Annotated in this window: 16 protein-coding genes, 1 tRNA gene and 1 pseudogene; 11 read left to right on the top strand and 7 right to left on the bottom strand. The window is 65.4% G+C overall.

Features of this window, described 5'->3' with window-relative positions; translation table 11 throughout:
- The 6 genes and pseudogenes from KXR83_RS20450 to KXR83_RS20425 all read left to right on the top strand — a co-directional run.
- Window positions 1-1,326: pseudogene (locus KXR83_RS20450) on the top strand (Fe-S oxidoreductase); the annotation flags it as partial.
- Window positions 1,327-1,365: 39 nt separating this feature from the next.
- Entirely contained in the window at window positions 1,366-2,619 is a 1,254-nt protein-coding gene (locus tag KXR83_RS20445) for a pyridoxal phosphate-dependent aminotransferase (protein ID WP_031332719.1), read from the top strand.
- A gap of 86 nt (window positions 2,620-2,705) precedes the next feature.
- Window positions 2,706-4,499 (top strand): SDR family oxidoreductase, encoded by a 1,794-nt coding sequence (locus KXR83_RS20440; RefSeq protein ID WP_437426377.1) that lies wholly within the window; start codon window positions 2,706-2,708, stop codon window positions 4,497-4,499.
- A 13-nt stretch (window positions 4,500-4,512) separates the two neighbouring features.
- The gene (locus KXR83_RS20435) at window positions 4,513-5,391 is read left to right on the top strand and encodes a metal-dependent hydrolase (protein ID WP_062796975.1); all 879 of its coding nucleotides are present in this window, start codon (window positions 4,513-4,515) and stop codon (window positions 5,389-5,391) included.
- Window positions 5,388-6,524 carry a PDR/VanB family oxidoreductase gene (locus tag KXR83_RS20430; RefSeq protein ID WP_437426376.1) on the top strand — a complete coding sequence of 379 codons (1,137 nt, stop codon included), beginning with the start codon at window positions 5,388-5,390 and terminating at the stop codon, window positions 6,522-6,524. Before KXR83_RS20435 ends, KXR83_RS20430 begins: the two co-directional genes overlap by 4 nt.
- 27 nt (window positions 6,525-6,551) lie before the next feature.
- On the top strand, window positions 6,552-8,030 hold the full coding sequence (locus KXR83_RS20425) for a flavin-containing monooxygenase (RefSeq protein WP_437426375.1): 1,479 nt from the start codon (window positions 6,552-6,554) through the stop codon (window positions 8,028-8,030).
- On the opposite strand, the gene KXR83_RS20420 is transcribed toward KXR83_RS20425, so the two are convergent.
- Window positions 8,012-9,598 carry a DHA2 family efflux MFS transporter permease subunit gene (locus KXR83_RS20420; RefSeq protein WP_437426374.1) on the bottom strand — a complete coding sequence of 529 codons (1,587 nt, stop codon included), beginning with the start codon at window positions 9,596-9,598 and terminating at the stop codon, window positions 8,012-8,014. The genes KXR83_RS20425 and KXR83_RS20420 overlap by 19 nt on opposite strands.
- 119 nt (window positions 9,599-9,717) lie before the next feature.
- On the opposite strand from KXR83_RS20420, the gene KXR83_RS20415 reads away from it, so the two are divergent.
- Entirely contained in the window at window positions 9,718-10,311 is a 594-nt protein-coding gene (locus tag KXR83_RS20415) for a TetR/AcrR family transcriptional regulator (RefSeq protein WP_437426373.1), read from the top strand.
- Between the two features lies 1 nt (window position 10,312).
- Here KXR83_RS20415 and KXR83_RS20410 read toward each other — a convergent pair whose 3' ends face one another.
- Window positions 10,313-11,359: a hypothetical protein gene (locus KXR83_RS20410; protein WP_437426372.1), complete on the bottom strand. Its 1,047-nt coding sequence runs from the start codon at window positions 11,357-11,359 to the stop codon at window positions 10,313-10,315.
- A gap of 183 nt (window positions 11,360-11,542) precedes the next feature.
- Here KXR83_RS20410 and KXR83_RS20405 point away from each other — a divergent pair, with 183 nt between their 5' ends.
- The gene (locus KXR83_RS20405; RefSeq protein ID WP_062796964.1) at window positions 11,543-12,271 is read left to right on the top strand and encodes a MerR family transcriptional regulator; all 729 of its coding nucleotides are present in this window, start codon (window positions 11,543-11,545) and stop codon (window positions 12,269-12,271) included.
- Here the strand turns inward: KXR83_RS20405 and KXR83_RS20400 are convergent.
- The 3 genes from KXR83_RS20400 to KXR83_RS20390 all read right to left on the bottom strand — a co-directional run bounded on the left by KXR83_RS20400 (window position 12,261) and on the right by KXR83_RS20390 (window position 14,746).
- Window positions 12,261-13,619 carry a UDP-glucose dehydrogenase family protein gene (locus tag KXR83_RS20400; RefSeq protein WP_437426396.1) on the bottom strand — a complete coding sequence of 453 codons (1,359 nt, stop codon included), beginning with the start codon at window positions 13,617-13,619 and terminating at the stop codon, window positions 12,261-12,263. The two genes, KXR83_RS20405 and KXR83_RS20400, sit on opposite strands and share 11 nt — an antisense overlap.
- 71 nt (window positions 13,620-13,690) lie before the next feature.
- Window positions 13,691-14,260, bottom strand: a complete 570-nt coding sequence (gene dcd, locus KXR83_RS20395; RefSeq protein WP_099383528.1) for a dCTP deaminase — start codon at window positions 14,258-14,260, stop codon at window positions 13,691-13,693.
- 27 nt (window positions 14,261-14,287) lie between these two features.
- Window positions 14,288-14,746: a carboxymuconolactone decarboxylase family protein gene (locus tag KXR83_RS20390; protein ID WP_437426371.1), complete on the bottom strand. Its 459-nt coding sequence runs from the start codon at window positions 14,744-14,746 to the stop codon at window positions 14,288-14,290.
- A gap of 94 nt (window positions 14,747-14,840) precedes the next feature.
- Here KXR83_RS20390 and KXR83_RS20385 point away from each other — a divergent pair, with 94 nt between their 5' ends.
- Window positions 14,841-15,719, top strand: a complete 879-nt coding sequence (locus tag KXR83_RS20385) for a sigma-70 family RNA polymerase sigma factor (protein WP_437426370.1) — start codon at window positions 14,841-14,843, stop codon at window positions 15,717-15,719.
- Here the strand turns inward: KXR83_RS20385 and KXR83_RS20380 are convergent.
- Entirely contained in the window at window positions 15,716-17,083 is a 1,368-nt protein-coding gene (locus KXR83_RS20380; RefSeq protein ID WP_437426369.1) for an HNH endonuclease signature motif containing protein, read from the bottom strand. The genes KXR83_RS20385 and KXR83_RS20380 overlap by 4 nt on opposite strands.
- A 101-nt stretch (window positions 17,084-17,184) precedes the next feature.
- Here KXR83_RS20380 and KXR83_RS20375 point away from each other — a divergent pair.
- Window positions 17,185-17,258 (top strand) — tRNA-Gly (locus tag KXR83_RS20375).
- 22 nt (window positions 17,259-17,280) lie between these two features.
- On the opposite strand, the gene map is transcribed toward KXR83_RS20375, so the two are convergent.
- Window positions 17,281-18,069, bottom strand: a complete 789-nt coding sequence (gene map / locus KXR83_RS20370; protein ID WP_437426368.1) for a type I methionyl aminopeptidase — start codon at window positions 18,067-18,069, stop codon at window positions 17,281-17,283.
- Between the two features lie 91 nt (window positions 18,070-18,160).
- Here map and KXR83_RS20365 point away from each other — a divergent pair, with 91 nt between their 5' ends.
- The gene (locus KXR83_RS20365; protein ID WP_030175798.1) at window positions 18,161-18,427 is read left to right on the top strand and encodes a helix-turn-helix domain-containing protein; all 267 of its coding nucleotides are present in this window, start codon (window positions 18,161-18,163) and stop codon (window positions 18,425-18,427) included.
- Window positions 18,428-18,467 lie beyond the last annotated feature (40 nt).

The raw sequence follows: 18,467 nt of genomic DNA, 5'->3' as shown, positions 1-18,467 counted from the left end.
GTGACCGCGAAGACCTCGGGCACCGAGCTCGAGAACAAGGTCGAGGTGCTCGACGTCGCTCAGCTGATCCTCGACTCCGTCAGGCGCGGTGCCCCGGAGATCAAGCGCGGCGGCCGTTTCCTCGGCGCAGCGTCGCTGGGGTTGTCCGCGCCGGTGGCCGAACCCGAGGCCAAGCCGGTCGAGAAGAAGGAACCGGCAGCCGAGCCCGCCAAGGCGGCAGCGGCGACAGCCACCGACACCAAGGAAAAGCCGAAGGTCGGCGGCGGACTGGGCATCGGCGGCGGCGCGAAGAAGCCGGGCGGGGGCGCACCCAAGCCCGGCGGCGCAGCCAAGAAGCCGGGCGGCGGCGCACCCAAGCCGGGCGGCGCAGCCAAGCCGACCTCCGACGAGAAGGCGACCGCGCCCGCAGCCGACGGCGCCAAGGGCCTCTCGATCGGCGGTGGCGCCAAACGTCCGGGAGCACCGAAACCCGGTGGCGCAGCCAAGAAGCCGGGTTCGGCGAAGCCGGCAGCCGAGGCGCCCGAGGCCGCGGAGGCGACGACCGAATCAGCCGAGGCCACCGAGACCAAGGCCGCACCCGTCAAGGGGCTGTCCATCGGCGGCGGTGCCAAGCGTCCGGGAGCACCCAAGCCCGGCGGCGCAGCCAAGAAGCCAGGTGCAGCAAAGCAGGCCGCTGCCGCTGAGCCCGCTGCGGAGGCTACGACCGAGATCGAGTCCGAAGCGACATCGGTCACCGAAGAGCCGGCCACCACGGGCCAGGCCGGCGAGAAGCCGCCGGCCGCTCAGGTCAAGGGCCTGGCCATCGGCGGAGGTGCCAAGCGTCCAGGAGCCAAGCGTCCCGGGGCCCCGAAGCCGGGGGCAGGCAAGCCCGACGAGGATGTCGCACCCGCACCGGTGGCCGACGAGCCGTCGAAGGTGGACGAGCCAGAGGTCAGTGAACCGGCCGCGGAGGGTACTGCGGAGGGCGGGGCATCAGAACCGTCGCCTTCCGTTCCCGTCAAGGGTCTGGCCATCGGCGGCAAGGCTAGGCGTCCGGGTGCGAAGAAGCCAGGTGCGGCCAAGGCTGCTCCAGCCCCTGAGCCCGAGACCCAGCCCGAGACCGAGCCCGAGCCGACCCCTGAGCCGACTGAGGCAACGGAGACCGTCGAAACAACCGAAACCGCTGAGGTGGCAGAAGCCGCACCGGCAGCAACCGAGAGCGACAACGGCGCAGTTGCCACCAACGGCGACGCACCGGCCGACAGCCGGACGCTGGCCGAATCAGGCCCCTCCAAGGCCAAGGGATTCGGCATCGCAGCAGGCAAGAAGCGTCCTGGTAAACGCTGAACCCGAAAACGATTTGCGAAAGGCTGGCACCATAAGCAGGTGAGCAGACCACATGTGTCGACGGTGTACCGCGACCTCAAACCACTCGAGCAATCGGCGAAGCTTCGCAATGTCGCCTACGAGATCCGCGGACCGGTGACGGCCCACGCCGCTCGCCTGGAGGCGGAGGGGCATCGGATCCTGAAGCTGAACATCGGCAATCCTGCCCAGTTCGGTTTCGAGGCGCCCGACGTGATCATGCGCGACATGATCCACGCGTTGCCGTACTCCCAGGGGTACAGCGAATCCCTGGGGGTGCTGCCGGCTCGTCGCGCGGTGGTCACCCGGTACGAACTGATCCCGGACTTCCCGTACTTCGACGTCGACGACGTGATCTTGGGCAACGGTGTATCCGAGTTGATCACCATGACCATGCAGGCGTTGCTCGACGACGGCGACGAGGTGCTGATCCCCTCCCCCGACTACCCGCTGTGGACCGCCATGACGGCGCTGTCCGGGGGCAAGGCGATCCACTACCTCTGCGACGAGGAAAACGACTGGAACCCCGACATCGCGGACATCGAGTCGAAGATCACGCCGCGTACCAAGGCGCTGCTGGTGATCAACCCGAACAACCCGACCGGCGCGGTCTACAAACGTGAAGTCCTCACGCAGCTGGTCGAATTGGCCCGTAAGCACTCGCTGTTGCTCCTGGCCGACGAGATCTACGACAAGATCCTGTACGACGATGCCGAGCACATCAATCTCGCGTCGCTGGCGCCGGACTTGCTGTGCCTCACCTTCAACGGCCTGTCCAAGGCCTACCGGGTGTGCGGTTACCGGGCCGGGTGGGTGGCCATCACCGGGCCGAAGGACCACGCGAAGGGCTTCATCGACGGCATGAAGATGCTGGCGTCGACCCGCCTGTGTTCGAACGTTCCGGGTCAGCACGCCATCCAGGTCGCGCTCGGCGGGTACCAGAGCATCGAGGATCTTGTGCTGCCCGGCGGTCGGCTCCTGGAACAACGCGACATCACGTGGGAGAAGCTCAACGAGATCCCCGGCGTGAGCTGTGTGAAGCCGATGGGTGCGCTCTACGCGTTCCCACGCCTGGACCCCGAGGTGCACGACATCCACGACGACGAGAAGTTTGTCCTCGACCTCCTGGTCCGCGAGAAAATTCTTGTTGTGCACGGCACCGGATTCAACTGGCCCAACCCCGACCATTTCCGCATCGTCACGCTCCCGTGGTCGCGCGATCTGGGTGACGCGGTGCAGCGAATGGGCAACTTCTTGGCCAGCTACAAGCAGTAGAACCACATAACCGCAGCTCAGACCCCCTTGATTTAAGTGTGACGACTGGTAACGTCTAACTCACTCAATCACTCAAGGGGGAGTTGATGACTGCTATCGACAGCAATCAGAGGGCCGCCGAGCCCGCCTGGCGGTCACGCACCGTGATCCGCGACGGCGTGGAGCTGGCCGTGTTCGAGCTGGGCGAGCGGTCATCCGACCACCCGACCGTGGTGCTCGTGCACGGATGGCCCGACACCCACCATCTGTGGCAGTCGGTGGCGCCGATCCTCGCCGAGCGCTATCACGTGGTTGCCTACGACACCCGCGGCTACGGCGAGAGCGCCAAGCCCGACGGCGACGCCGCCTACCGGCTCCCCGAGTTGGCAGCCGATCTCTTCGCCGTGATCGATGAGGTCAGCCCCGGCGAGGCCGTTCACGTCCTCGCGCACGACTGGGGTTCGGTCCAGACCTGGGAAGGCGTGTGCACACCCGGCGCCGACGACCGGATCGCCTCGTTCATCTCGGTGTCCGGACCCAATCTGGACCACCTCGGCGAATGGACCCGCGAGCGACTGCGTCGACCCACCCCCAAGTCCGTGGGACAGGCGGTCTCTCAGCTCGTGTCGTCGAGCTACACGGCCGTGTTCCAGCTCCCGGTTGTACCCAAGGCCCTGTTCGGCGCGGCCATGCACCCCGCGACGTGGCAACGGCTGCTCACCGCCGTCGAAGGCACCGACCCGGCGAACCTCACCTTCGCACCGACGTTCCGTGCCGATGCGGTGTCGGGATTGCGGTACTACCGCGCCAACATCCGACCGCGACTGGCGAATCCGGATCCACGCAGCACCACCGTTCCGGTGTTCGAGGTGGTGAACACGCGCGACATCGCTCTGCGCAAGGCGATCTTCGCCAACACTCCGCGCTACACGGACAAACTGTGGCGTCGCGACACCGAGACCGGCCACTGGCTGCCGTACACGAACCCTGGCTATCTCGCCGAGATCGCCGGCGACTTCATCGAGACGATCCGCGGGGGTGAGGTGTCGCCGGTCATCGAGCGTGCCCGCCGGCGGGGTGAGAACACCTCTGTGTCCGGCAAACTCGCGGTCATCACCGGCGCGGGCAGCGGCATCGGCAAAGAGACGGCAGTTCTGCTAGCCCGCAACGGGGCCGAGGTCATCGTGGCGGACATCAACCTCGATGCAGCCGAGACCACCGTTGCCGCAATCACTTCCAGCGGCGGACTGGCCACCGCCTACCGGCTCGACGTCGCCGACCAGGACGCATTCGCCACATTCGCCGACGACGTGTCCAAGCGCCACGGAGTGGCCGACATCGTCATCAACAACGCCGGTATCGGTTTCGCCGGACACGCCCTCGATGCCACCGACGAACAGATCCGGCGCCTGATCGACATCAACCTGCTCGGGGTCATCACCGGCAGCCGGGTCTTCGGCCGGGCGATGGTGGAACGCGGTCTCGGCGGCCAGATCGTCAATCTGGCCTCGGCAGCTGCCTTCACACCACAGCAGGGCCTCGGCAGCTACGCAGCGACCAAGGCCGGGGTGCTGATGTTCAGCGAATCGCTCCGGGCCGAGCTGGCCGAGCATCACATCGGGGTCTCGGCCATCTGTCCCGGCATCGTCGACACCAACATCGTCGCGGCCACCGAGTTCGCCGGATCCACCGCGGACACGCAACAACAGTTGCGCGACAAGATGAGTGGGATGTACCGCCGCCGCGGCTACACGCCGGACAAGGTGGCGTCCGCGATTCTCGGCGCGATCGAGAACAACAAGGCGGTGGTACCGGTGACCCCCGAGGCGCACGCCTGGTACCGCATCTACCGCTTCACACCCGGGCTCTCGCGTTTGATGGCCCGCGCAAAGTTGTTCTGAACAGGAGACCGCGATGACCCACGCTTTTGATCCCGGACCAGTTGAACTGCATGCCCGCAACGTCGAGTTCGAGTGGAAGAACACCCCGCTGCACTGGATTCCGAACCATCCGGTGTCGTCCAATGTGATCAGCATGCTCAATCTGCTGCTGCCAGAGGGTGAACGCTGGTTCGTGCAGACGTACAACGAGGCACTGCCCCTGGTGAAGGACGAGGTGCTCGCGGCTGCGATGCGCGGCTTCATCGGACAGGAGGCGATGCACGCCGAAGCCCACGACCGGGTGCTGTGGGAGTTCCTCGACGAGAACGGTCTCGACCCCCGGCCGTTCCAGCGCCAGATGGAGTGGATCTTCCGTAAGATCCTCGGCCCCTCCGAGAAGGGCACCGCGAAAGCCCGGTACAAGCACCTCGTCGAGCGGCTCTGGCTGATCGCCGCCATCGAGCACTACACCGCCGTACTCGGTGACTTCGCTCTGAACAACAAGTGGGACGAGCACGGCGCCGACCCCATGATGGCCGACCTCTTCCGGTGGCACGGCGCCGAAGAAGTGGAACATCGTTGTGTGGCACACGATGTGGCCACCTACTTCGGCGACAGCTACCTCAAACGTGGCCGGGCCATGCTGGTCGCTCTGCCGGCATTGCTCTTTGTCATCCACCGCGGCATCCGCTTCATCGCCCACGGCGACCCGGCAGGCAAGGTGAGCTACCCCCGGTTGTGGCTGGGATGGTTCTCCGGAGCCCGGAACGGACTGCTGCCCACCCTGCGGTCCATCGTCTTCGCCACCTTCAGCTACTTCCGGCGCGACTTCTCCCCGATGGAGGTGGGGTCGACAGCCCAGGCCGTCGCCTACCTTGCGACGTCACCTGCGGCCCGGACCGCACACCCATGAATCAGCGTCACCACCCGCACACGACGTCGATGACGGCGCCGCCGCCGCATCTGTACAACCGGTATCAGCACGACCCGGCCATGCGGATCGCGACACTGCTCGGCAAGGTGTGGTTCCCGCTGTGGAGCACTCTCACCAAAACCCCTGTGCCGAAAGAGGTTCACCGCGTCACCACGGTGCGGATCATCGGCCGCGAGGTGGTGGCCGAGGACGAGAACGTGGTGGCCTTGACCCTCGCCGACCCCGACGGCGGCGAACTCACACCGTGGTACGCCGGCGCTCACCTCGACCTGCTGCTGCCGTCCGGCCGCATGCGGGAGTACTCGCTGTGCGGTGACCCCGCCGATCGTGACCACTACCGGATCGCCGTGCGGCGGATACCGGACGGTGGCGGCGGATCGGTGGAGGTCCACGAGCAGCTCCGGGTTGGTGACCTGTTGCGGATCAAGGGACCGCGCAACGCTTTTCCCCTCGCACTGCCCGGTCATGGATCACCGGCACGCCGACTGCGATTCATCGCCGGCGGCATCGGCATCACCCCGATCCTGCCGATGTTGCAGGCCGCCGAGCGGCTGGGCCTGGACTGGTCGATGGTGTACACCGGCCGCAGCGTCGACTCCCTGCCCTTCGTCGACGAACTGGCCCGCTACGGTGACCGGATCACGCTGCGCACCGACGACACCGACGGCATCCCCACCGCGCATGATCTTCTCGGCGGGGACGACGCCGACTCACCGGGGCTTCCCGGAACGTCCGTGTACTGCTGCGGCCCGGTCCCCATGCTGAACTCCATCCGTGCCGCGCTGGCGGGCAGGGCCGACATCGAACTGCACTTCGAGAGGTTCTCTCCACCACCGGTTCTCGACGGCCGGCCATTCCGGGTGACCCTCGACAGCACCGGCGGTGACGTTGCGGTCGGTGCCACCGAGTCGACTCTGGCGGCGGTTCGCCGGGTTCTGCCGTCGGTGCCGTACTCGTGCCAGCAAGGCTTCTGCGGCACCTGCAAGGTCCGGGTGCTCGAAGGGCAGGTCGAACACCGCGACAACATCCTCACCGAACCAGAACGCGACGCCGGTGTGATGCTCACCTGCGTGTCACGGGCCGAGGGTGACCACCTTCGTCTCGACCTCTGAACCCGAACAGCAACGGAGAACATCATCGTGCCCGAACCTCAATTCACCGTCGCCATCGTGGGTGCTGGATTCGGCGGGCTCGCTGCCGGGATCAAGTTGCAAGAACGCGGAATCGACGACTACGTGATCTTCGACCGCAACGACGACGTCGGCGGCACGTGGCTGGCCAATCAGTATCCCGGTGTCGAGGTGGACATCCCGTCGGTCACCTACTCCTACAAGTTCGCACTCAACCCGGATTGGTCCGCGGTGTTCGCGCCGGGATCGGAACTGCTGCAGTACGCCCGCGACATCGCCGAGCGGTTCGGGATCCGTGAGCACATCCGGTTCGGCACCGCGGTGACCGAGGCCGATTTCGACGAGACCACCGACCTGTGGACCGTCACCACCGCATCCGGCGACACCGTCACCGCCCGGTTCCTGATCAGTTGCCATGGTGCGCTGTCCACCCCGGCCACGCCCGCACTGCCCGGCCTGCAGAACTTCTCGGGGAAGGTGCTGCGCTCGGCCTCCTGGGACCACGATTACGACCTGACGGGCAAGCGGGTCGCCATCATCGGCACCGGGGCCACCGGCATCCAGATCATCCCCACCATCGCACCCGACGTCGAGCACCTGACCGTGGTGCAGCGCACGGCCATCTGGGTGTTGCCCAAACCGAACGCGCCGATCCCCGACCGCCTGCGTGGTGTGTACCGGTTCGCGCCGAAACTGCAGTTGCTGCCGCGTTTTCTGATCGACTCGACGTTCGAGATAGCCGAGACACTCGGCGTGGTCTACAACAAGCAGTTGCCCGCCATCACGAGGGGAATGGAGAAGCTCTGCCTGCGTCACCTGCGGGGTCAGGTCAAGGACCCCGAGTTGCGCACCAAACTCACCCCGCATTACGGCTACGCCTGCAAGCGTCCGTCGTTCTCCAACGACTATTTCCCCACGTTCAACCGCGACAACGTCGATCTGGAGACGTCGCCGATCACCGAGATCACCGGTAGCGGAATCGTTTTCGCAGACGGCCGACGTCTGGAGATCGATGCGCTCATCCTCGCAACCGGCTTCAAGATCTTCGATCTCCCGTACACCATCCGCGGAGTCGGCGGCCAGGATCTCGGCGACACCTGGGATTCGGAACGTATGCACGCCTACGAGGGCATCACCGTCCCGGACTTCCCCAACCTGTTCCTGGCGCCGGGACCCTACGGCGTGATCGGGTTCTCGTGGTTCGACACCATCGAACTCTGCGTGACCCACGCCGTGCGGGTTGTCGCCAAAGCCGTCGAGTCCGGCGCGGGCCGGGTGAGCGCGACCGATGAGCAGACCGAAGAGTTCGTCGAGAAGATGCGCAAGAAGGTGCGCAGCACGGTCTTTGCGAGTCCGCGCTGCGCCGGGTCGAACACCTACTACATCAACGCTCAAGGTGATTCGCCCTACCTTCGACCGACCAGCCGGGTGGAGTCGATCCTGTCGCTGCGCAAAGCCCTCAAGGACGGCTACGAATACTCCGCCTGACGCGCATCGTCCTCCACCACCACCGCGGCACCGAGTTGTCTGGTCCGCAGGGTGATCCAGGCGATCGGCGCAGCGAGGCCCGCGGCAACGGCGGCCACCACCACCGAGCCGTGCAGCCCGTCGACAAACGCGTCACGGATCACCTCGAGCATCTGCTGACCACCGGGACCCGGGATGGCCGAGGCGACCTGCACACCGGCCATCACCGAATCCTTGGATGCAGCAAGGGCTTCTGGGGGCAGACCGCTGCCATCGAGCTTGTCACCGATCCCCGACGTGTAGATGGATGACAGCACCGAGCCGAGCACGGCAACCCCGAGGGTGCCGCCGATCTCGCGCGTCACGTCGTTGACCGCCGAGCCCGCGCCTGCCTGCTGCGGGGCAAGGGAATTGGTGATGATGTTGGTGGCCGGCCCCTGCACCAGGGCGAGGCCCGCCGCCATCAGGCTCATCGACCAGATGATCAGCCCCCAGTAGGAGGCGTCTTTGCCTGCGAGGAGAACCAAGGCGAACCCCCCGGCCATCGTCAATGATCCAAGGGCCGCAACCCGCCCGGGCCCCAGCTTGCGGGCGAACACCATCGCGAGCGGCGAGAATCCGGCCATCACGATCGCGAACGGCAGGGTGCGCAGTCCGGCCTCCAGCGGACCGTAGCCCTTGACGGCCTGGAAGTACTGGGTGATCAGGAAGATGAACCCGAACAGGCTGAAGAATGCGACCGCGATAAGCCCCGAGGCCACCGCGAACGGTCGGTTCTTGAACAGGCGCACGTCCAGGATGGGATGGCGCGAGCACAGTTCGATGTACACGAATCCGATCAAAAGCGCTGCCGCACCGATGAATCCACCGATGGTCTGCAGTGATCCCCACCCGTGGTTCGGCCCCTCGATCAGGGTGTAGACCAGCAGGGTCACGCCGGCGATGGACGTTGCTGCGCCGGTGAGGTCGAACGGGCCCGGCTGGGCTTTGCCGCCGCTGGGCACCGCGAGGTAGACACCGACCAGCACTGCTGCGGCGATCGGCAGGTTGACCCAGAACACCGACGACCACGAGTAGTGCTCGAGCAGCCAACCTCCGAGCACGGGACCGATGGCCACGGCGATACCGGTGGTGCCGGCCCAGATGCCGACTGCGATGGCCCGCTCCTTGAGATCGGGGAAGATGCCGATCAGGATGGCCAGAGTGGCCGGAAAGACCAGTGAGGCAAACAATCCGAGCCCCGCACGGGTGGCGATGAGCTGTCCGAGCGAGCTCGATTCGGCAGCGAGCACCGACACCGCCGCGAACCCGATGACGCCGATGACCAGTACCTTTCGGCGGCCGAACCGGTCAGCGAAATGACCTGCGGTGAGCAGCAATCCGGCGAATGTGAGGGTGTAGGCGTCCACCACCCACTGCAGTCCCGAGTTGCTCGCGCCGAGATCCCGACTGATGGTCGGCAGCGCGACGTTGACGATGGTGTTGTCGATCATCACCAGGAGCACAGCGCCACAGAGGGCGACCAGACCCCACCAGCGATTGCGCGACCGGGCAGCGGTGTTGTGTTCGACCAGCTCTGTCTTTCTCATCGACTCTCCTGAAGTAGGATGCTGTTCTAGTGTTGTAGTACAGTGTTCTATATAAGAAGAACAGCGTGCTACTGCGATGTCAAGAGGGATCGTGCAAGTGGTGTGAAAGGATCGACGACGTGGCATCGAAATCGCCAAGGGCGGCATCACGGACCCCTGCCGGAGATGTCCGGGGGCTGCTCCTCAATGCCGCCCTGCGCGTACTGGATACCCACGGCGTGCGCGGCCTGACTGTGCGAGCGGTCGCTTCAGAGGCCAAGGTCGCGCCGATGGGCGTCTACAACCACTTCGACGGCAAGGATGGCTTGATCAATGCCCTTGTCACAGAGGGCTTTTCGCAGCTTCGAAAGATGATAGGCAGCGTTGTCGACTCTGACGCCGACGTCCGGCTGAACCGCGCCGGTCATACCTATCGCGCGTTCGCGCACAAATCACCGACGCTCTACCGGCTCATGTTCTCGGGCCAATGCGCGCCCGAAGGCGAAGTCGGAGAAGCAGCCCTCGGTGCGCTCACCGAAATCGTTCGTTACGGACAGGCCGCCGGCACCATCCGGGCCGGCGAGCCGATGGACCTCACGCTGCAGATCTGGTCCTGTGTGCACGGGGCCGTGAGCCTGGAACTCGATGGAGCCGGGCCCCCCGACACCACGAACCACTGGGAGTTCATCTACGCCCAGACCCTCGATCTGATCAGCCGAGGCGTCGCACCCTGACTCAGGGCAACAGAATCGGAGGCAACCCCGGGATGGGGTTGGGGATCGTGTTCGGGGCAGGCCGTGCCGGTCGCCGTGTAGTCGTCGGCGGAGGAGGCGGCGGGGGCGCGGTGTAGCGCATCACGGGGGCGAGCGCGGCTTCGGTGTTGATCGGCGGCAGGGGCGGCGGGGTTGTGGTCGGGACCGATGACGCGGTCGTCGGCGACTGCGCGGGGCCAGGGGTTGCCGACACCGCAGTACTCGTCTCCGGCGTGCGCAGATACCGCTGCGACTGCGGTTGACCGGTGTCTTCGCTCCACGGCGCAGCCACCAGGGTGGCGCCGCCAACGACGATGAGTCCGGCGAGCAGCGCCGCACCGATCAGCACAAGCCGGTTCTGGCGCCGGTTGTCCACGGGCGGGGGCGCCGGTTCGGCTTCCTGCGCGAGCTGAGGTTCCGGTTCCGGTTCTGCGACCGGTGCCGGCCGCGCATGCCGTCCCGGTACCGCCAGGGGTACGTCCGCGTGCATCGCCAGGACGGGTAGGTCATGCAGTCCGGCGGTCAGTGCCGCCCCTAGACCTGGCCAGATCACGTGGTCGGGCATCAGGACCACGGCCGTGACCGGGGCAGGTGAGCCGGCGGCGATCGATCGCGCCACGCTGACCGCACGCGCCACCGCGGGCGCCAGGGCATCGTCGAGGTCGGTCCGGGTCACTCGCAGCATTCCGACGTACTCGCGCCCCATCACGAACGTTCCGTCCGAACGGCTGAGCGCCGAGCGGGCTTTTGTCATGAGGTCGAGCAGTTCACGCGCCCACTCGGCGTTCTCGGGCATCGGGGCCTTGCCGGTGCGAACCAGATAGTCGGCCACCGAGCGGTCGAACGCCCTGCCCTGCAGGTCATGGTCGTCGAGCTGCATCAGGCATTGACCGGTGGCGGAGTCGACCGCGGCACCACGCAGACCGCCGTCGTCGAGGTCGATCAGGGCAAACGCCGGTCCGACCTGGCCGGATGCCGAGTGGAGGAGGTCACGAACCGTGCGCAGAAGCGATGGGTCGAGCCAGATCACTGCTCCCGACCTCCTCGTCGTCATTCACCAGTAGCAACCGTTCGATGGCCATTCTGCACGGGACTGTCCTGTATGTCTTGTTCAGCCGTCCCCGCACAGCGATCCGAGTGTCATCAACAAACGTGTCATTTGTCAATGTCACGGTTAGAACTGGCATCGTGACAGCCGGTTTAGAATCTCGGGGTGACCGAGTACCGGATCGACGACCTCGCACGCGCCGCGGGAACCACCACGCGCAATGTGCGTGGGTATCAGGACCGTGGGCTGCTGCCCCGCCCCACGCGTCGCGGACGGATCGCGATCTACACCGACACCCATCTCGCCCGGCTCAAGGTGATCAACGACCTGCTGCACCGCGGTTTCACGATCCGCCACATCGCCGACTTCCTCCTGGGTGTGCAACGCGGCGACGACCTCGTCGACGTCCTCGGGATCCGGGAGGTGGTCACCGAACCGTGGTCGAAGGCGCGATCGGAGACCATCTCGGCCGAGGCCCTCAAGTCGTTGTTGAACTCCCGCAACCCGTCTCACTACAAGAGGCTTGAAGACTTCGGCCTGATCGAGGCCGACGGTGACGACTATGTGTTGCGCGACCGCGAGACCGTATACGCCTTCGGACGGCTCACCAAACTGGGTTTGACGCTGTCGAAAATCCTAGACGTGCACGGCAAGGTCGAGAAGGAGATGGCCGCTGTCGCCTCCACCCTCATTTCCGCCGGCCGCGACGTGGTCGAATCCGAACGCGGTGAGGGCTGGGTTCCCTCGGAGGGATCCGAAAGCGACTGGGCCGCAGAGCTGATCGGCGAGATGCGCCGGACCGCGACCATCTCGGCTCACAGCGCACTCGACCGTGCCCTTGACCGCGATCTCGCCCATCAGCTCGACGACTACCTCCGCAAAGCTACGGACTGACCAGTTCTGCGACTCCGGTGTTCGTGTTGCCGCCGAGTGCGTGGTACTGCCATCCCGCGGCGATCCACTGGCCGGCGTTCAGGCATCGCCTGCCGTCGACGATGTTGGTCTTGCGCACCACGGGTGCTAGCTCGTCGGGCTCCATGTGGACGAACTCGGCCCATTCGGTGAGCACGAGCACGGCGTCGGCGTGCTCACAGGCCTCTCGCGCGGACGCGGCGTAGGTGAGCGTCGGGAACACCCTGCGGGAGTTGTCGATTGCCTTCGGGTCGAACACGTTCACGGTGGCACCCTGCAACTGCAGTTGACCCGCGACGTTAAGCGCGGGCGAGTCGCGCACGTCGTCGCTCTCTGGTTTGAATGCCGCGCCGAGAACGGCGATGTTGGCGCCCAGCAGGCTGCCACCACACACCTTTGTTGTCAGTTCCACCATGGCTGTGCGGCGACGCATGTTGATCGAGTCGACCTCGCGTAGGAAGGTCAGCGCCTGGTCGGCGCCCAGTTCGCCGGCTCGAGCCATGAATGCCCTGATGTCTTTCGGCAGGCAGCCGCCTCCGAAACCCAGTCCGGCGTTGAGGAATCGGCGGCCGATGCGGTTGTCGTATCCGATGGCGTCGGCCAGCATCGACACGTCGGCCCCGCTCGCCTCACACACCTCGCTGATGGCGTTGATGAATGAAATCTTGGTTGCGAGAAAGGCGTTCGCCGATACCTTGACCAATTCGGCGGTCGCCAGGTCGGTGTGCAGGAAGGGGATCTCCTCGGCGAGCAGGTCTGCGTAGAGTTCGCGCACCAGCTTCTCGGCGTGGCTGCCTGCATTGGAGCGGTCTGTGCCGAGCACGATGCGGTCGGGGTGCAGGGTGTCCTGGATCGCGAAGCCCTCGCGCAGGAACTCGGGGTTCCAGGCGACCTCGATCGTCGCCGACTCGTGCGCTCCCGCGGTCACGCGGCGTTGCAGATCGCCCGCGGTTCCCACGGGCACTGTGGATTTCCCGATGATGAGGTGCTCGCCCCGCAGCCGCGGCGCGAGCTCGTCGACCATGCTGTGAACGTGTCGGAGGTCGGCGGCGTACTCCCCCTTCTTCTGGGGCGTTCCGACCCCGAGGAAGTGGATGGCCGCGAAGTTCGCCGCTTCGTCGTAGTCGGTGGTGAACCGCAGACGCCCGTTGTCGATGTTGCGGCGCAGGACCTCGACCAGTCCGGGTTCGTAGAAGGGCAGGTCGCCGGCGACGAGGGTCGCGATCTTCGCTTCGTCCACGTCCACACCGAGGACTTCGTGCCCGAGTTCGGCCATACATGCTGCGTGTGTGGCACCGAGATATCCACAACCGAAAACTGTCACCTTCATACGCTTGGTCATACCCATCTACGTACGGTTTATGTCTGTCGCGCCGGGGTGGTTCAGGTGACGTTCAGAGGTCACTCGTGCGAAAAGTTCAGGTAGGCCTTCGACGGGGTCGGTCCGCGTTGCCCCTGGTACTTGGAGCCGACCGAGGCACTCCCGTAGGGGAACTCTGCCGGGCTGGACAGCTTGATGAGGCACAGCTGACCGATTTTCATGCCCGGCCAGAGGGTGATGGGCAGGTTGGCGACGTTCGACAGCTCCAACGTGATGTGTCCGGTGAAGCCCGGGTCGATGAACCCGGCAGTCGAGTGGGTCAGCAGTCCGAGGCGGCCGAGCGACGATTTGCCCTCGAGGCGGCCCGCGAGGTCGTCGGGCAGGGTGCAGACCTCGAGCGTTGATCCGAGGACGAACTCGCCGGGGTGCAGGACAAACGGCTCCCCTTCTTCTCGCTCGACCAGCGTCGTCAGATCGTCTTGTCGCTGGGCGGGGTCGATGTGGGTGTACCGGGTGTTGTTGAACACCCGGAACAGGCCATCGAGCCGGACGTCGATGCTGGAGGGTTGCACCAGCACGGGGTCGAAGGGCTCGATGGCCAGGCGGCCATCAGCGATCTGGGCGCGGATGTCGCGGTCGGAGAGCAGCACACGAAGAGGTTAGCTGCCAGGGTGCGCTCACCAGGTGGTGCCTGCTGGTTCCTGGATCGTCACGTTGATGCGGTTGAAGAAGTTCGTGGTGGCGATCAGCAAGATGATCGCCGACAGTTCCTTCTCGTCGAAGTTGTCGGCAGCCTCGTCCCAGACGGGGTCGGGTACGGCGTGGCCGCGCGAGTCGGCCAGGCGGGTGGCGTACTCGGCGAGGTTGAGCGCTGCGCGTTCGGGTTCGGTGAAGAAGGGCGATTCGCGCCAGACGGCCACGGTGGAGATGCGGTCGTCGCTTTCCTCCTCCGCCTTCAGGCTCTTGGCGTGGGAGTGAACGCAGGCGGCGCAGCCGTTGATCTGACTGACCCGTAGTGCGAGGATTTCGCGAAGTGAGGCTGACAGACCGCCTTGGTCCATTGCTCCGAACAAGTGTGGGATGGCCTTGGTTGCCTGCGGCAGAACGGTGGCGGGGTTGGTCATACGTGCGGTCATTGCGGACTCCTTCATCGGGGCGGCGATGTTGTGTCACATCGGCCGTGTCGGGCGGTTCATAGCTCTGACACGACGGAAAAGGGGAATGTGACCGATGGAGACAAACGATTTTCTGCTCACCGAGTTCGAGGCGAATCGCGGGCATTTGCGTGCTGTGGCCTATCGGATGCTGGGTTCGCTCAGCGAGGCCGAGGACGCTGTTCAGGAAACATGGCTGAAGGTGGCCGGCGCCGACACCGATGAGATCTCGAACATCGGGGGCTGGTTCACCACCATCACGTCGCGGGTGTGTTTGAACATGTTGCGGTCGAGGCGGACTCGCCATGAGGAGCCGCTCGAGATCGCCCATGTGCCCGACCCGATCCTGGCTCCGCTCGATGCGGCCGACGATCCGGAGGGGCAGGCGGTGCTGGCCGATTCGGTGAGTGTTGCGTTGTTGGTGGTGTTGGAGACGTTGAGCCCTAGTGAGCGTCTGGCGTTTGTTCTGCATGATCTGTTTGCGATGCCATTCGATGAAGTGGCGCCGATTGTGGGCAAGACGCCGGCGGCTGCCCGCAAGTTGGCCAGTCGTGCGCGTTCTCGGGTGCAGGGGGCGACGCCGCGGTCGGAGGGTCTGGCCGAGCAGCGGCGGGTGGTGGAGGCCTTCACGGCTGCGGCTCGGGGTGGCGACCTGGAGGCGCTGATGGCTGTGCTGGATCCGAACATCGTCATCCGTACCGACGTGGCCGCCGACCGCGCACCTGTTGAGGTGCTGGGCGCCGAGGCTGCTGCCCGGGGCGCGATCACGTTCCAGCGGTTCACCGAGCGGACGCAGATGGTGCGCATGAACGGCGGCATCGGCGTGCTCGCCTTCTCCGGCGACATGGTGTCGTCGGTTGCAGCGTTCACGGTGTCCGATGGCCGTGTGGTGGCGATGAACATCGTGGCCGATCCAGAGCGGTTGGCGCAGCTCGATTTCTCGGGCGTCATCTAGCGGACCACGGCCCGGGTCATCACCTGTTGTCCGGCGCGGGTGTTGAACCAGATCGTCCGGTTGCCGTGCAGGACCACCCGGATGATCCCGCGGGTCTTCATGTCGTGGTGCTCCTTGCACAGGCATTCGAGGTTTGCCTCGATGGTCCATCCACCGGCCGACGGGTTGGCATGGTTGAACGGGACGATGTGGTCGACTTCGCACTTGTCTGCGGGCACGGCACAGCCCGGGTAGCGGCAGTGCCCGTCCAGGGCCCGGATCATTCGGGCCAGCTTCGAGCCGGGCCGGTATCGCAGGGCGCCGGGCGGCGCAGTACTCCACCCGCCGTGGCCATCGGGGGTCGCCGACGCTTTGATCGGCGGTGACGGGCCGATATGTCTCTCCCCCAATATGATTCGACTGCCGCCGTCGACCGAGTTCATCAGCGCGGCCGTGAGGTCTTCGCTGGTGATCGGTGTTTCGCCGGCAGAGTTGATCAGGTGGAGCACCGCTGCGAGCGCCTGCTCCCCGATCGTCACCAGGCCCTTCCACCGCGATCGACCCGCCAGCGACCGCGACTGTTCACAATCCAGCGGACCGTATCCGAGCAGGTAGCCGGGGTTCGTCGACAATCCCAACACTGTCGGCAGATCAACAACCAGCTCGGTCCATGCACGTTTGGGTTGGTCGGCCGCGGTGCGCGCCTGAGCCGCCGCCGGCGTCTCGTCGCCGGTAGCCGTATTCGCCTCCGCGATTGCATCGAGCACCGCATCCACCTGCCTCACATGATCATCGGGTGCCATCTCTTCGAGCTGAGCCTTGGCCCGGATTGCTTCTTCGGCCGTGCACGCGGTGATCAGGCTGGCCATCCCACCTGCTCGCCGACGCACCACCACCCTCCGCGCCGGATCGACGAGGTCACCATCGTCCGCTACGTCCGGCTCGAACGGCATCAGATGCCTGTCCAGTTCTTCGGCGAACGAGTTGTCGCCCAACAGCATTGCGTCTTCGGCGAGCACACCGTCCAGATCCATGAGCGCATCTCGGTAGCCGCGCGAAGCGCGGTGATAGATCGCCTTGAGCTTCTCGACACTCAGCTCGCCACAGGCGAATGCGTCCGCGAGTGACGGCAGATGGTCGAGCAATCGCCGGCACCGCAGCAGATGGTCAGCCTGCCCGGTGGTGCATCGCCAGGCGACCGCAATCTCGCATGCGGCCGCCCGAGTGCCGTTCTCGTCGTCGTTGCTGGAGATGTACCGGTAGTACTCGAGGCCGTCATCCAGCCGCTGAGCCCACGCCCGATTCACCTCGCGAATCCCAGATTGCACCCGCGACAACAACTCTGATGCCTCAGCATCCATCGTGGTGGCCCCCGCCCAACTCATGATTCGATCATACGTTCGAGGTCTGACAATCCGTCAGACCGAGCGCTGACCACCACTGCCGGGCACGCCTGTTAACATCGCTCTCGCGGCCAACGCCGCACGCCGATGTAGTTCAATGGCAGAACGGCAGCTTCCCAAGCTGCATACGCGGGTTCGATTCCCGTCATCGGCTCCACCAAGCGGCAAGCGCCCTCCCCCTACTTCACAGAAGTCCTATCCCGACCCAGACTCGTCAGGATCACCGGCCCATAGTCGGTCACAGCAATCGTGTGTTCACTGTGAGCGGTGCGTGACCCATCGGCCGAACGAATGGTCCACCCGTCTTTGTCATAGACGATCTTGTCGGTGCCCTGCGCCAGCCACGGTTCGAGCGCGAGAGTGAGGCCGGGCTTCAACTTGAGACCCCGTCCTGCCCGTCCGACATTCGACACATGGGGATCTTCATGCATGGTGCGCCCGAGGCCATGACCACCGAACTCGGTGTTCACGAGATATCCGAAATCTGTTGCCACGCCGCCGATTGCGGCCGAGATGTCCCCCAGGCGGTTGCCGATGACCGCGGCGGCGATCCCTGCTGCCAGCGCCGTTTCGGTGGCCTCGATGAGCCGCTCATCCTCAGGACGCGGGGTACCGACGATCAGGCTCCGCGCCGAATCGGCAACCCACCCGTCGATCGACACCGCGATGTCCATGCTCAGCAGATCGCCATCGCGCAGCACGTAGTCATGCGGTAACCCATGCAGCACAGCGTCATTGACCGACAAGCAGATGACGTTGCGGAACGGCCCGCGGCCGAACGACGGCGAGTAGTCCCAGTAGCACGAGGTGGCGCCGCGCTCGTCGATCAGGTGACGGGCACGGTGTTCGAGATCAAGGAGGTTCACCCCCGGGGCAGCACGCCCGGCGAGGTCATCGAGCAGTTCGGCGATGAACAACCCGGTGACACGCATTGCCTCGATCTCTCGCGGCGTCTTCAGTTCCAGCACAGATATCCTCTCACCAACGCACTCCCGGTATTTAAATACCAGCGTAGCCGTCGGTCCGGTATTTTCATACCGGGCCAGGTAGACTCGCCGCATGGTTCGCCTCCCGTTGACTCCTGCCCAAGTCGCCACCGGCCAGCGCCTGGGCGCATACCTGCGCCAGGCGAGAGGCGAGCGCACTCTCATCGAGGTCGCACAAGAAGCGGCCATATCGCCGGAAACACTGCGGAAGATCGAGACCGGCCGGATGCCGACGCCGGCGTTCACCACCATCGCCGCTCTGGCCCGGGTACTAGCCTTGCCCCTAGACGATCTGGCAAACATCTGTCTCGTACGTGAGGACCTCCAGAAAAGCGGCTGAGCACCAACTTCATCCCCGGTAGCGCCACCCGAGGGAAATA

The organism is Williamsia muralis, from assembly GCF_051487485.1.
In the GTDB taxonomy this organism is placed as follows: Bacteria; Actinomycetota; Actinomycetes; order Mycobacteriales; family Mycobacteriaceae; genus Williamsia; species Williamsia muralis_B.
This window is presented reverse-complemented; position numbering and strand designations above follow the sequence as displayed.